We start from the raw sequence: 14,589 nt of genomic DNA on the forward strand, positions 1-14,589 counted from the left end.
AGGCCCATCTGGAAAAACCACCCGTGATGTAATTAAGCACATAATTAGGTGATTTTAACAGTCGGTCAATCTTCTCCATATTGTGCTTGGAAGCTTAAGCGATAGTCTACACCTATCCCATCCTGCACGGCGATGGCGCCTCCGAGAATACTGAACGGGGTGATGCCAAAGGCCTGCTGGGATAATTTTAAATGGCCGATGGCGATGATCTCTCCGTTACTTTGACGTAAGGTTATTGGCGTAGTTAGACGCTGCGTCACCCCTTTGATAATGATTGCGATCTCTGCGCTGACGTTCGGAGGCTTTCCCGAAAGCTGCAGCGCGGTAACTTCAATAAAAGGATGATTTTCAGCGTCCAGCACTTTCGAGCCCAGCATATTACGGCGCGTACCCTGCCGATCCTTTTCGCTGACGGCTTTAGCGAAATCCGGCCCGGCCATTTCTCGCACTGCGGGTTGATCAACCACTAAACCGGAAACAGGGAAAATAAGGGTGAAACCTGTTTTGGTTATTTCCGGGTGTAGTTTGACTATGCCGCGGACCTGCGTCGCGGTGATTATGTGGTTATGCCCGAATTTTGCGAGATGCCCTCCCGCATATACTCTCAGGGCAATATGGATTGATTTTGGGTTAAGGTAAATTGTTTGTGTCGTTTTTGGAAATGGTAATTCGCCTTTGGTGAAAAGCGGCGATGGCTCTCGCTGGGCCTGCGGAGTAGGGCCGGTGGTGCAACCGACGATACAAACCTGAACGAGGCTTGTGAATAGAAAAGTCCGGAATGAAAGCTGGAGTGACATAGTGTTAGGGCACTAACTCCTTGATTTGTTATCGAAAGAATTACTAGACTCAGTGAGTTTAGCTTAAGACGTTCATGTGCGGCATATAAAATTTTTTAGCCAACCAGCGTTATGATCAGCATGATAAGTAAGATGCAGCGCGCTGATCGTTTATTTCTATGCGCGCTATTGAGTTTCCTGCTAGCAGGCTGTGCCACTTACCCGGCTGCGCCGCCTGGTGTTCTCCCTGCGTTAAAAAATATCCAAACCATAACGGTGCCCCAACAGGATACCTTAGCGGTTTCCACAGAAATGAAACGCTTTGTCGAAAAATATGTCAATCGTCAGCAAAGTCCTGAGCAGAGGCTCAGATTATTGACGCAGGCGGTGGTGCATCCGGGTATGTTAGGCTTTGAGTATGATGCTGGCCAAACTTTAACCGCTCAACGGGCGTTTGAAAAAGGGGCGGGTAACTGTCTGGCCTTTACCAACATGTTCATTGCTCTGGCGCGTGAAGCGGGACTAACAGCCTATTACCAGGATGCGAGAGTTGTACCGGAATGGGATGAGCAAAACAATGCGTATTTGCTAGCCAAACATATCAATGTACTGGTGCGGCTCCGATCTGGAGATTATGTTGTTGATATTGGTCGTAGGCGGGTGGGAGAAAGTATTGATCAGCATATTGTTTCTGATCAATACGCCAAGGCTCAGTACTATAATAACCTGGGTGTGGAAGCACTTTTGCGCAATCAAATTGCTACCGCTTTCGGGTATTTTGAGCGTGCGCTCGACGCTGATTCCGGATCGGATTACCTTTGGTCAAATCTCGGTGTACTTTACAATCGCAATGGCCAGCCCGAACAGGCGATCTGGGCCTATCATCAAGCCCTGAGAATCAATAGTCGAGCCTTAATGGCGATTAGTAATCTCGCCAGCCTCTATGCTCAGCAAGGTTACCAAGACAAGGCGCAAGCACTGTTGAAAAAGGTTGAAGCCTATCGGCAAGATAATCCTTATTATCTGTTGATGCTGAGCCAAAAAGCCTTGGTGGATATGCGCTATCAGGAGGCGATCAAAATCTTACGAAAAGCCATTCGTCATAAGGACAATGAGCACCGCTTACATTTTGCGCTAGCGAAATCATTTTATTTAGCCGGGCAGCTTGAGCAAGCGGAAGATAGTTATCAGCGGGCGAAGGAGCTTGCTCCTGACCCAGTGTTAAGGAGTGTCTATAGCAAGGGTTTAGGTGAGCTGGTTGCGCCTAATATTTGAGGTGCCACCTGTTTATCAGCAGGGTATCATCATTTACACTGCAAACCCTCTTTCAAGGATAAGGCGAAGCCATGCTTGAACCGACCTCGAATCAGTATATTTCCGCACGATTAAAATTGCATTATGTCGAATGGCGTAATGAGGGCGCTCCGGTATTATTATTAATTCATGGTCGCATGGATCACTGCCGCAGTTGGGACTGGGTGGCACGTCAGTTAGCCCCTAGATTCCATATTATCGCGCCAGATTTACGTGGACATGGTGACTCCGATTGGGCGATCGGTAATGCCTACAGTATGTACGACTATGTCTATGATCTGATGGAATTGGTCGATCAGTTAAAATTGGAAAAGCTAAGCATCATTGCCCATTCTTTAGGCGGTGGTATCGCCACCAAATATGCCGGAGTTTGCCCAGCAAAGGTGAGTCAGCTAGTGAGTATTGAAGGCCTGGGCTCGGCACCTGCGATGCTGGCAAAGGAGGCGGCGATGAGCACTGCTGAACAAATGCAATCCTTGGCGAAACAGTTTCAGCGTCTGGCGACAAAACCGCTACGAGAGTTTGCCACAGAGGAGACTGCTATAGTGCGTATGCAGCAGGCGAATGGCCATCTATCGGAAGAGCGAGCGCGCCATCTGGCGCTCTGCGGTATTCGTAAAAATCAAGCGGGTAAGTTCTGCTGGAAGTATGATCCCTATGTCGGGGTGCACCCACCCTTTGATATGTCCGCAAAGGACAGCCGTGAATTATGGTCAAACATCGTTTGTCCGTTATTACTGGTCTGGGGACAGGAGAGTTGGGCGAGCGATCCGGTAGAAGATGGCCGCATAAAATTCTTCCAAAACGCACAGGCAGTTAATATCCCTGGTGCCGGACATTGGGTGCATCACGATCAGTTTGAGCTGTTTATGGAGGTCGTAAATAAATTTTTGGAATAAATTACTCGGCGTTAACGTCCACCACGACGCGCCCGCGTATTTCGCCATTGGTGATTTTTTCCGCATACTCGGGAATTTGCGAAAAGCCAATAGTTTCACTGATACTTTGCCAAAAAGAGGTATCAAAAAGATCGGACAACTGGCTCCACATATGCAAGCGATGTTGTCGTGTTACCAGCGTAGAGTTTATCCCTAATAATTTAATAGCACGCAAAATAAAGGGCATGACAGTGGTATGTAGCTCGTGACTGGCGGCAAGGCCGCAGCTTGCTATCGAACCATTGCTCTTGGTTTCGGCAATAACTCTGGTTAGGATTTGGCCACCAACATTATCTACTGCGCCAGCCCATTTTTGTGATTCCAACGGGCGCGCATTCCGAGCCATTTCCGCTCGGCTAATAATATCCGTGGCACCTAAATCTCGTAAGTATTGATGTAATTGTTCGCGGCCGGTTACAGCCGTGATGGAATAACCGAGTCTGGCGAGGATGGCGATCGCAATACTGCCAACGCCACCGGCCGCACCGGTGACTATGATAGGCCCTTGCTCTGGGGTGACCTCGGCTTCTTGTAACGCGGCCACGGCAAGCATCGCAGTGAACCCAGCGGTGCCGATGGTCATCGCATTGTGCGCGCTAAGAGTTGGCGGTAGTTTGATGAGAGCATCGGCATCCACTTGTGCTTTTTGGGCATAGCCGCCACAATAATCTTCGCCTAGGCCAGCGCCGGTTAACACTACATCATCGCCTGCGGCAAACTCACTGACTTTAGATTCGATTACCGTTCCCGCCAAATCGATACCCGGTATCATCGGGTAGTCACGCAATATTTTCCCCTTGCCAGTGACGGCAAGTCCGTCCTTGAAATTAAGGCTGGAGTAATCCACTTTTACCAGCACGGCCTTGTTTGGAAGTTGATCTTCCTGCCAGTTTTCAAAAGTGGCGCTATGCCGGCCACCCACTTTGTTGACGACTAGTGCTCTAAACATTGGTGCTGGTTACCTCATGGCGATCATTTCAAAGTCTTTCTTACCCGTACCGCAGTCAGGGCATAGCCAATCTTCCGGTATATCTTCCCAGGTGGTGCCTGGGGCTATGCCTTCTTCAGGACAGCCTTTGGCTTCATCATAAATCCAGCCGCAGACGATACATTGCCATTTTTTCATGGTTTGCTTGGACCCGTGTTATTGAGAAGTTTCATTTGAATAGAGAGACCACCTGCTTGAACTTTGGGTGCTCCGCAGTTTTCATTAACTCAAATAGGCAGGTTTCTGTGCTGGTCAAGTGGGCACCAGCATCTTTCATTTTCGCCAAACCCAACTGCTTGTTATCCGAAATACGTGAGGACACGGCATCACACACGACGTGAACTTCTTTTTGTAGGCGAATTAAGTCCAGTGCAGACTGATAAATGCAGACATGAGTTTCGATGCCAGTGAGCAATATTTGATTCCGGCCACTGGCGGCGAGTGCTTGCACTAATTCGTCATTGCCAAAGCAGCTAAAACAAGTTTTTATAATGGGTTTTAATTCGCTGAGGTGTTCGGTAATTTCCGGCAGAGTAGCGCCTAATTTTTTCGGAATTTGTTCTGTCCAAAGTATAGGGATATCCATGACTTTGGCGGCTTGGATTATAATTTTAAGGTTGGCTAAATAGAGTTCACGTTCATGCATCAGAGTGGCGAGCCTGCCCTGTACGTCGACTATTAATAACAGTGAATTTTCCGGTGCTAACATATCAAACCTGCGGGTGAGTTAATCTACATCTTTTACCCTGTTGGCATCTATAAAGCCGTAAATACCACGTTTTGAGCTGGCGCCGAGCCAATCTCGTAAATGGGTTGTTTCTACGGTTTCAATGATGCCGGACAAGGGTTTATTTTCTTTGAGGCAGCGAAATGCTTGGGACAGCGCCTTATAACGTTCTCCGCTAATGCCGGCACGGCGCAGCCCAACGCTATTGAGGCGGTAATGCCGTACCGGCGTGCCGCCGATGAGCATATAGGGTAATACATCTTTGCGAATACCAATCACGCCTGCGATCATGGCGAAGGAGCCAATACGACAAAATTGATGCACCATGGCGCCGCCGCCAAAAAACACTCGATCACCCACCTCGACATGACCGCCGAGGGTAGCGCTGGTCGCAAAGATATTGTTATCGCCAACCAGACAATCATGCGCAACATGCGCATTGTTCATGAAGTAGCAGTGATTACCGATACGGGTGGCTTGGTTTTCCTTGGTGGCGCGGCTGATCGTGACGCCTTCACGGAATTCGTTGTGGTCACCTATCTCGACCCAACTAACCGTTTCTGACTGGAAACTGAGATCCTGTGGCAATCCCCCTAGCACAGCGTGGGCATGAACGCGATTGTGTGCGCCCATGCGTACATGTGAGTGGATGATTGCATGCGCATCGAGTTGGCAGTTCTCGCCGACAGTTACCTGTTCGCCAACTATAGCGTAAGGGCCAATGCTGGTTCCTTCGCCAATGTTGGCGGAGGCTGCGACGAGGGCAGTGGGGTGAATAGCGGAGGATGTCATGTCTGTGATATTTGGCCTAAGGATTGACTGGGGGTTAATGATAACGCCATTAAGTCTAACCAATAATGCGCGCAATTGCGCGTCGGCAATCGGCTATTTCTGTAAATTGGATCGCTTGGATACCGAGGCTGCTCGCAGAAGCTACATTAGCAGGCATGTCATCAATAAAAAGTGTTTCTTCCGGCAAGATATTAAAGCGCTTTAGCATGTATTGAAATATCTTGGGATCGGGTTTGGCGAGCTTAACTTCGGCTGAAACAATCACATCTTCAAACGCATCAAAGAAGGTATGGCGCGTGGCGACGTGCTGGTATATTTCTGTGCAAATGTTCGATAGGCAAAATAGCCGGTGCCCCTGTTGCTGTAATTCTAGGAGTAACGCGACAGTGTCCTCTTTTGGGGTTAGATAAGCTTTGATGCTGTCGATCAGTGCTTCCATCCTGGCGAGTGGTAATCCGGTGTTATTGGCAAAAGACTGGATAGCTTGGCGTTCGGTTATTTCCCCCAAGTCCAGGCGTTTCCAATCTTGATGATGAAACACTTGATCCAAGAGCAGTTGCCGCTGGGTGACATCTTCTGCAAATTCTTGTGCAATGGCTTCCGGATTCCAATGGAAGAGTACGGCACCGAGATCAAAAACAGTATTTTTAATAGTGGCAGGCTTTAACTTAGTTTGATTCATTTAACGCTTTTCGCTTCTCTTTGGTTAATGATTATGGGGTGAAGGATTGCTGCATACACGCTGAAAGCCAGCAGCGATAAAGGGAATCATGTGGTCGTAGGCGGCCTTGAAGTCGGTGGATTTGCAAAGCCCCTTGGACAGCTTATCAATACGTCCTGTTTGCGCAAAGGTAAGCGTAAGTGCTCCTGAGAGGCTGTGATAGCACCAATAAATATCCTCATCCCTGGCTTCGGGTAACGCTTTTTTAAGTGCTTCAATAAAGCGCGTTACCAGAGGATCAAAATATTTACTCATCAATTCCTTGCCCCAGATGGGAGAGTTGTTGATATAGGCAACGAGGGCCAAGTAGTGTTTCCAACCCGGATCGGCGCTCTCCTGCTCCATTTCGAGCGGTCGCAGGAAGGCCTCAATAATCTGTTCCACACTGGGCCCTTGCGAGCCTGATTCGGCTTGGCACTTGAGTAAAGCTTCGAGACGCTCTTCGTTGAGTATTTCGGCGCGGCGCAGGAATACCGCATCAAACAGTTCGCGCTTTTTGCCGAAGTGGTAGCTGGCCAGCGCAACATCCACCTCGGCCTGAGCTGCTATCTGGCGGATGGTGACGCCATCGAAACCATGGCGAGCAAAGAGCGCTTCCGCAGCGTCAAGAATACGGTCTTTTTTTGAAATCTTTTTAGGGTCGTTCATCGGGTTTTCCAAAAGTTTTGCTGAATCTGGGATACAGACACGAACCATTTGTTGACAAAATTCAACAAATGTTGAAAACTGGGTTTCTCACATCATACCACAACTGATATAGAGGTCGAAGAAGGTGTCTCCAGAACTGTTTAAGTATCTTGTCGTTGGCCTGTATGTCATTGCCACTTTTGTTCTTTCCTGGATTGGTATGCGGCGTACCAAGGATTTACGCGGGTTTTCGATTGGTAATAAAGACATGAACCCTTATTTGATCGGCATTACCTTGGCCGCGTCGATCGCTTCCACCGCCACCTTTGTGATCAACCCGGGGTTTGTCTACATCCATGGGCTTTCAGCCTTCCTGCACTACGGTGTGGCGGCATCATCAGGCATCTTAGTGGCTTTCTTAACCCTGACTCGAGGATTTCTGCGCTTAGGAGATCAACATGGTGCGTTAACTATTCCTGAATGGATTTACCATCGTTATCAGCATCGTGGTTTTAGTTTGTTTTTCGCTTTTATCAATTTGCTCTCTATTACGTTTGTCGTGCTGATTTTAGTGGGATGCAGCCTGTTGATGATGAGTCTTTTTGGTATCCAACGGGAGACAGCCTTAGTACTGATTCTGCTCTTTGTATTTTCTTACGTGCTCATGGGCGGTACCTACGCGCATGCTTATACCAACACCTTGCAGGGTATTATGATGTTGGGTATCAGTCTGTTCTTATTTGCTAATGGGCTGAAGTATTTCGACTCTGGCGTCTTTGCCTCGCTTGAACAGCTGGGGGCCAATTACGCTAAGGTATACAACCCGGATAGCAATCTCTATTACGACTTTTTCTCGGTATTTGGCAGTGGTTTTATTATTACCTTTGCCCTGATGTTGCAGCCGCATATTTTGACCAAAACCCTGTATCTGCGCAATGAAGGGGATATCAGCAAATTCATTCTTACTACAGTGGTGGTTGGCTTTTGCTTTGCGCTGATGCTGATGTTGGGGTTTTATGCACAAATGGCAGGGGTGGACGTATCGAGCCAGGATCGAGTAGTGACGGAATATTTGCTCATTGAATTTTCCAGCTCAGCCTGGGGGCAATATATTTTGACCTTTATTTTTATCACCTTGCTCGCTGCCGGTATGAGCACACTTGATGGAATTTTGGTCTCTTTGTCGGCAATGGTGGTCAATGATATTTATCAGCCCCTGTTCGGCGGTAGTAGTGGTCAGCATGGGCTGTTACTGTCGCGTATTGTACTGGTGCTGGTTGGTATTGTTGCCGGGTTGTTGGCGTGGAATCCTCCTGAACTGGTTGGGCTATTCGCGCAAAAGGGTGTTTATGGGTTGGCGGCAGCATCGCTGGTGCCGCTATTGTTTGGTGTTATGATGAAACGCGAATTACCGCTATGGATTATTGCTATGTGTGCATTTTCCGCGCTTGGCATCCATCTTGTTCTCAATCTGCTTATGGGTGTTGCGAATCCGGCGGTGTCGGCTAGTTATGCGATTCTATTTTCGCTGGGGCTGGGATTGATATCACTCTGGCTGCGACAATTTATGACAGAATCCGTAGCGCCTAAAATGGTGAAATAGAATACTTCCACTCAAGTAGCCCCTTATATTTGTCCCTTATTTTCAATAGCTGGCCGATAACTAATCGATAACAATTCACAAGACAAAAAAAGGGGGCTTTGGTAAGCCCCCTCTGGTTTTTTGCGGGTGATATTAGAACTGGTAGGAAACTCCCAAAGTCCATGTTCTGGGTGGGCCGTAGAAAGCCAGTTCACCGATCCAAGGTTGTAACCACCGGTTTTGTATTCCTTATCTTCAATGTTCTTCAGGTATAAACTGATCTGCCAGTGCTCATCAACAGAAAGCCAGTTGGCACTGGCATCCCATAATGTGTAGGAGTCATCTTGGTCACAGCTACAGGTCACATTATTAAAGTTACGTGAGGCGTCGCGAAAGGAGGCTGCTGTATTGATTGCCAGCGTACCCGCGCTACCGAGATCCAGGTCATAGCTTAGGGCGAGTTGTCCGGTCCAATCCGGCGCATTGAGCATTTCCCACGTACTGGAAACATCGACGCCAGCTGAAATAACTTCAATCAACTCAGCGTTCATATGGCCGACTGATAATGCAATGTTGAATGCTTCAGTGACTTGCGCCAGGGCTTCGATTTCAAAGCCTTTGATTTCGGCGGTACCGGCATTTACCACATCGGATGAGAAGAAAACCGGTGCAGGTTGAGCTGTTTGCACGGTCAGTTGCATGTCCTCATAATCCATTTCGAACCAGGTCACGTTGAGACGCAGGCGGTCATTGAATAATTGGCTTTTGATACCTGCTTCTATGGTTTCTACTGTTTCTGGGTCATAGCCGTTTGCTACATTCGGGTTGGTTGCTGCGTTGCCACGCATATCGAAACCACCGGATTTGAAGCCCTCGGCGTAACTCAAATAGACCATGATATCTTCGTTGATTTTCCAATCGACCTTAATGGACGGGCTGACTTCGCTCCACTCTTCATCGGCTTGATCATCGCTGATGTCAGTAGATGCGCCGAGAAAAATATCATTGGCTGGATCGCCAAAGGTAAAGCCAGAGCCCTGGGTGGTGCTATAGGGAAAAGATTGCGAGGTGTTATAGGAAATGCGCTGAATGTTGGAGTTTTTATCATCCTTGGTCACCCGTGCGCCGGCAGTAATCGTAATGGTATCGGTAAGATTAAAGCTGCCGTTAAAGTAGGCGGATAAACTTTCTGTATCCACATCACCGCCAATGGCTAGATCAAAATGGTCACCATCCATATAGGGGGTGCCGTTTAAAACTACATCAAAAGCGCCAGCTGAATTGCCTTCGAAATAGTAAATACCACCTACCAGGGCAAAACGGTCAGCCGTGTAATTGACCTGGAATTCATGCGATTGTTGCTCATCCGAATATTTGGCGGGAACATCAAAGGCATCTAACGGGGTCGATTCAAAATCAATAAACTGTTGGGTTTCACCTTCGCGGTCGGCGTAGATATATTTTATGGAAAGTGCGTCGCTAATATCGTACTGCGCGGTAATAGAAAAGCCTTCGTTTTCAACATTGGATTTGTGCGTAGTACCGCAAGCGCCATCGAATGGATCGCTGGATGCTAGAAACGGTAAGCCGGTCGCGGGATGGGTCAACAACGTTTGGCTGGATTGAGAACCGCAAAGTTGATTGGATTCATCGTCTGTCTTATCGGCCGCGAAACGTAAAAATAATTTTTCAGTGGGTGTGTATTCAACATTAATACGGTAAACCATCACGTCTTTTTCGTAGTTTTCTTCGCTATCGGTAAAAACACCCGTCGCAATATCGTAACCTGTATCGACGTCGCCATAACCGTCGCGATCCATCTTTGCCACAGCACCGCCGATATAGAGTTGATTTTCGATCAGGGGTAATTGACCGGAGAGCATAACATCCTGCTGGCTATAAGAACCCACCGCAAGCTTTACCTTGGCAGTGGCATCGCCGCTCATTTTTTTGGTGATGTATTTCAGGGCGCCGCCTACGGTATTTTTCCCATACAGAGTACCCTGGGGACCGCGTAATATTTCGATGCGCTCGACATCAAATACCTCCAGTACGGCAGCTTGGGGGCGAGCATAGTATACGTCATCAACATACACGCCCACGCCGGGTTCGAATCCCCAAAGTGGATCTTGTTGGCCAACGCCACGGATATAAGCTGTCAAGGTTGAATTCGTAGCCCGGCTCGCGCGTAGCTGAGTATTCGGTGAACTTTTTTCCAGGTCGATAATGCTTGTATAACCCTTATTTTCGAGTTCTAAAGCACTGAAGGCCGTAATAGAAACAGGCACTTCCTGCTGGTTTTGTTCGCGTTTTTGCGCGGTAACAATAATCTCTTCGAGACTGGCGTTACCGGCTTCTTTGGCCCAGCTGGCAGCTGGCTCAATTGCTGCGATACTGACCGTAGCAATAAAAATGACAAGTGGTTTCTTGCTGAAATGTGAATTTTTCATAATGCACCCGTGTTCGAGCCTGATATGTTAACTCGCTTGCTACTCGATTTCTGTAGCGAAGCCCCCCTCGCAAAAGTAGATATCCGCAGCTTTTCGTTGAGCGCCAAAGGCATCTACTCTAACTCAAAATATTCAACGCTTGTTGAAAATTTACAAGGAACGATATTCAACGCTTGTTGAAATGTCAAGTTTTATAGCAAATTATTCATGACTTTCCTTTTTTCTGTTGGCTCACAAAAGGACACATCAAAAAGACTATCGAGTAAAGCTTGAAGTTAAATATGCCTGAGTTAAGCGGGTCAATTGACCATAAATGCTGAGACAAAAAGTGAAAATTAATTTGGCAGGCTGTACTTGTGGCTTGACATTTTAATAGTCCTTGCATAATGTAGATTAAAATTTCAACAAGCGTTGAATTTAAGATGAGTGATTCCCTGCTTTTTTTGGAGACAGTCCGCGTGAAATCAATACAGGCTCCGGCCCCCTTGTTACCAGAAATTATGGCCTTGCATAGTAAATGGTTAGCGAATAAGGAGGCGGCAATTTGCGGCGAGCAGCGTTTGAGTTGGACGCAATTTGGTGAGCGCATAAATGCTGTCGCTAATAGTTTGATCGATCGAGGGTTGCAGACCGGCGATAGCGTTATCGTACTCATGAGCAATGGCTTGCCGATGCTGGAAGCGCTATTTGGCATAATGACAGCGGGCGGCGTCTCAGTTCCCATCAATTTGTCGGTGTCAGATGAAGGCCTTACCAATATGATTGAGGATGCGGCTGCTGAATTTATCATGGTTACCTGCGATCAGTGTCAGCGTGTTGAAGCCATTCGTGCACAATTGCCAAGCCAGCTCTGTACAAACCGTATCCTGGCGCGTGGAAACTTAGAAGAAGAAATTCTTTCAGGTTGGCTCGATTATGAGGAGTTTGTTGCTTCCGGCTCGTCTACATTCCCTAATGTAGCGATTCATCCGAGTGACTATCTGAATGTGATTTATAGCTCTGGCACTACCGGCTCACCGAAAGGTATTGTGCATACCCATCAAGGACGTCGTGATTGGGCTTATGATTTGGCAATTGCATTGCGCTATCACGGTGGGGCGAAAACACTCTTTACCATCGGCTTGTATTCCAATATCTCCTGGGTAGCGATGTTGGCGACGGTATTGGCGGGTGGTACTCTGGTTATCCACAAACAGTTTGACGCCAAGCAGTTTTTGGCAACAGTAGAACGCGAGTGCATTACCCATACCGCCATGGTACCGATTCAGTTTCAGCGGGTGGTTGAGGCTTATCGCGAGCAACCCCATGATATTTCGTCAATGCAGGCGATGATGGCATGTGGATCACCGTTGTTTGAATCCTTAAAAAAGGAGATCTTTGCAGTATTCCCCTGCGGTATTATCGAGCTGTACGGGCTGACCGAAGGTATTATCACGACGCTCGAACCGGAAGAAGCTGAAGGACGCTGGACGTCGGTTGGTAAACCACTGATCGGTACGGATATTAAAATCATTGATGATGACGACGCTGAAGTAGCAGCAGGATTGAGCGGAGAAATTGTTTCGCGGGGAAGGATCAGTATGCCCGGTTATCTCAATCGACCCGATGCAACGGAAGCTTCGATTTGGCGGGATCAGGCCGGACGAGAATGGTTACGTTCGGGAGATATCGGACGTATCGATGAGCAGGGTTATCTTTATATTGTCGATCGCAAGAAGGACATGATTCTGTCCGGTGGCCAAAATATTTACCCACAGGATATTGAGGCAGTATTGGTTCAGCATGAGGCTGTCAACGAGGTGGCGGTGATCGGTGCAGAGAGTCGACGTTGGGGAGAAACACCGATTGCATTTGTCGTGCCGGAGTTGGGTTCAGCGTTTTCATCCGCGCAAATTCTGGAATGGTGCAATGAGCGCGTCGGTAAGCAGCAACGTATTGCTGACCTGATTTTTATCGACGCATTACCACGCAATCCTAACGGAAAAATACTCAAGCGTGAATTGCGCCGGGAGTACGGAGAAAAAATTTATGACTGATTATCAGGATGTTTGGTATCAATCGGAAGATGGCTTAAGGCTTTACGCCCGGGATTATGTCAATAAGGACTCTTCAATCAATATCCTTTGTATGCATGGGCTGACCCGTAATTCAGCAGATTTTGAAACACTGTGTCGTCATTTACACCCGCGTTTTCGCTTAGTTGTGGCGGATCAGCGGGGCCGTGGTCGCTCGGACTATGATCCCGTCGCGACTAATTATCATCCCGGCACTTATGTGAAGGATATGTTCAATCTGATTCAGCAGCTGGGTCTTGATAATTTAGTGCTCGTCGGGACTTCCATGGGCGGTTTGATGGCCATGATTATGGCGAGCCTGTTACCGGGAAAATTTAAAGGCGTGCTGTTGAATGATGTCGGCCCGGTAATCGAAGCGGCGGGTATTGCCCGCATTCAGGGTTATGTCGGTAAAGGTGCTCCGGTGACGAATTGGGATGAAGCGATAGCTCAGGCGCGTGCAATTAACGGTGCTGCGTTACAGGATTATAGTGAACAGGATTGGCGTAATTTTACCCGTAAACTCTATCGTGAAAACGACGAGGGCATCCCGGTGCTAAATTACGATCCAGCCATTGCGGTGCCAATGAATGAAGCACAAACGCAGGCAGTTTCGCCCGATTTATGGTTTGCTTTCGAAGCACTAAAAAACACTGCCTGCCTAGTCGTGCGTGGGGAAACTTCGGATATTCTGGGCAAAGCTTGCGTCGAAGAAATGCAGCGGCGCAAACCGGATTTGCAGCTGGCAGAAATCGCCAATCGAGGACATACGCCGATGCTGGATGAACCGCAGGCAATTGCCGCCATCGATAGGTTTTTAGAAAAGATCGAGAGTGAATTTCGCTAATTTATAACCTGCTAAGCGCCATCTGCTTTCGGGGAAGCGGTCATGTTGCGGATTTGAGATATCCCTATTACCGCTTGCGCGCTAAGGTCAAGCCGTCGCCGATGGGGATCAAACTGATATCGACGCGCTCATCGCGCAACAATTGTTCATTAAAGGTGCGAATACAGACGGTGTCTATATCCTGTTTTTCCGGCTTGATGACGCTGCCTCCCCAAAGCACATTGTCGACGGCGATCAGACCACCGGAGCGAATCAAGCTTAAACAACGCTCGTAATAGTTCTGATAGTTTTCCTTATCCGCATCGATAAAGGCAAAATCAAATTGACCCTGCTGGCCTTCCAACAACAGATTGTCTAGCGTTTCTAGTGCAGGGGCTAGGCGTAAATCGATCTTGTGAGCAACGCCCGCTTTCTTCCAATAACGCTGAGCGATATTGGTCCAGCCTTCGTCAATATCGCAGGCTATCATTTGGCCGTTTTCAGGCAAAGCACAAGCCACACTTAGCGCGCTATAACCGGTGAAAACACCGACTTCAATAGTTCTTCGTGCCCCCAACAATTTAATCAGCAACGCCATGAATTGGCCTTGTTCGGGTGAAATTTGCATGCGTGCCAGTTTTTCCTTCGCCGTCTCTGCGCGCAATGCTTTGAGCAGATCATTGTCTCTGACGGAAACGGATTGAAGATATTGGTGTAGCTCTGATGTTACTTGAATGGTGAAGTGACTCATAAAAACGTACCGCGCGTAGATATATACAGAATAGTGAATTAAT

The 14,589-nt window shown here is 47.9% G+C and carries 14 protein-coding genes; 5 read left to right on the forward strand and 9 right to left on the reverse strand.

What is annotated here, in order from left to right; translation table 11 throughout:
• Positions 1–65: 65 nt before the first annotated feature.
• A complete protein-coding gene (locus tag H6995_03500; protein ID MCP5214057.1) occupies positions 66–797 on the reverse strand; it encodes a YceI family protein in 732 nt (243 codons plus the stop codon).
• A 111-nt stretch (positions 798–908) separates the two neighbouring features.
• Between H6995_03500 and H6995_03505 the strand changes: the two genes are divergently transcribed.
• A complete protein-coding gene (locus tag H6995_03505; GenBank protein ID MCP5214058.1) occupies positions 909–2,051 on the forward strand; it encodes a tetratricopeptide repeat protein in 1,143 nt (380 codons plus the stop codon).
• Positions 2,052–2,122: 71 nt separating this feature from the next.
• Complete coding sequence (locus H6995_03510; GenBank protein MCP5214059.1) at positions 2,123–2,989, forward strand: alpha/beta hydrolase; 867 nt, start codon at positions 2,123–2,125, stop codon at positions 2,987–2,989.
• A gap of 1 nt (position 2,990) precedes the next feature.
• Here the strand turns inward: H6995_03510 and H6995_03515 are convergent, their stop codons facing one another.
• Genes H6995_03515 through H6995_03540 form a run of 6 tightly spaced genes read right to left on the reverse strand, consistent with a single transcriptional unit; the run spans position 2,991 to position 6,904 of the window.
• A complete protein-coding gene (locus H6995_03515; GenBank protein ID MCP5214060.1) occupies positions 2,991–3,977 on the reverse strand; it encodes an oxidoreductase in 987 nt (328 codons plus the stop codon).
• 9 nt (positions 3,978–3,986) lie between these two features.
• Positions 3,987–4,154, reverse strand: a complete 168-nt coding sequence (locus tag H6995_03520; protein MCP5214061.1) for a rubredoxin — start codon at positions 4,152–4,154, stop codon at positions 3,987–3,989.
• 31 nt (positions 4,155–4,185) lie between these two features.
• Positions 4,186–4,725 (reverse strand): hydrolase, encoded by a 540-nt coding sequence (locus tag H6995_03525; GenBank protein ID MCP5214062.1) that lies wholly within the window; start codon positions 4,723–4,725, stop codon positions 4,186–4,188.
• A gap of 18 nt (positions 4,726–4,743) precedes the next feature.
• Positions 4,744–5,535, reverse strand: a complete 792-nt coding sequence (gene lpxA / locus H6995_03530) for an acyl-ACP--UDP-N-acetylglucosamine O-acyltransferase (GenBank protein ID MCP5214063.1) — start codon at positions 5,533–5,535, stop codon at positions 4,744–4,746.
• Between the two features lie 55 nt (positions 5,536–5,590).
• A complete protein-coding gene (locus H6995_03535; GenBank protein MCP5214064.1) occupies positions 5,591–6,217 on the reverse strand; it encodes an HAD family phosphatase in 627 nt (208 codons plus the stop codon).
• Between the two features lie 24 nt (positions 6,218–6,241).
• Positions 6,242–6,904, reverse strand: a complete 663-nt coding sequence (locus H6995_03540) for a TetR/AcrR family transcriptional regulator (GenBank protein ID MCP5214065.1) — start codon at positions 6,902–6,904, stop codon at positions 6,242–6,244.
• Positions 6,905–7,103: 199 nt separating this feature from the next.
• On the opposite strand from H6995_03540, the gene H6995_03545 reads away from it, so the two are divergent.
• Positions 7,104–8,486 (forward strand): sodium:solute symporter family protein, encoded by a 1,383-nt coding sequence (locus tag H6995_03545; GenBank protein MCP5214066.1) that lies wholly within the window; start codon positions 7,104–7,106, stop codon positions 8,484–8,486.
• Between the two features lie 23 nt (positions 8,487–8,509).
• On the opposite strand, the gene H6995_03550 is transcribed toward H6995_03545, so the two are convergent.
• Positions 8,510–10,915: a TonB-dependent receptor gene (locus tag H6995_03550; protein ID MCP5214067.1), complete on the reverse strand. Its 2,406-nt coding sequence runs from the start codon at positions 10,913–10,915 to the stop codon at positions 8,510–8,512.
• Positions 10,916–11,337: 422 nt separating this feature from the next.
• Between H6995_03550 and H6995_03555 the strand changes: the two genes are divergently transcribed.
• Positions 11,338–12,951: an AMP-binding protein gene (locus tag H6995_03555; GenBank protein ID MCP5214068.1), complete on the forward strand. Its 1,614-nt coding sequence runs from the start codon at positions 11,338–11,340 to the stop codon at positions 12,949–12,951.
• The gene (locus H6995_03560; GenBank protein ID MCP5214069.1) at positions 12,944–13,816 is read left to right on the forward strand and encodes an alpha/beta hydrolase; all 873 of its coding nucleotides are present in this window, start codon (positions 12,944–12,946) and stop codon (positions 13,814–13,816) included. Before H6995_03555 ends, H6995_03560 begins: the two co-directional genes overlap by 8 nt.
• 67 nt (positions 13,817–13,883) lie before the next feature.
• On the opposite strand, the gene H6995_03565 is transcribed toward H6995_03560, so the two are convergent.
• The gene (locus tag H6995_03565; protein ID MCP5214070.1) at positions 13,884–14,546 is read right to left on the reverse strand and encodes a class I SAM-dependent methyltransferase; all 663 of its coding nucleotides are present in this window, start codon (positions 14,544–14,546) and stop codon (positions 13,884–13,886) included.
• Positions 14,547–14,589 lie beyond the last annotated feature (43 nt).

Source organism: Pseudomonadales bacterium (assembly GCA_024234615.1).
In the GTDB taxonomy this organism is placed as follows: domain Bacteria; phylum Pseudomonadota; class Gammaproteobacteria; order Pseudomonadales; family IMCC2047; genus JAJFKB01.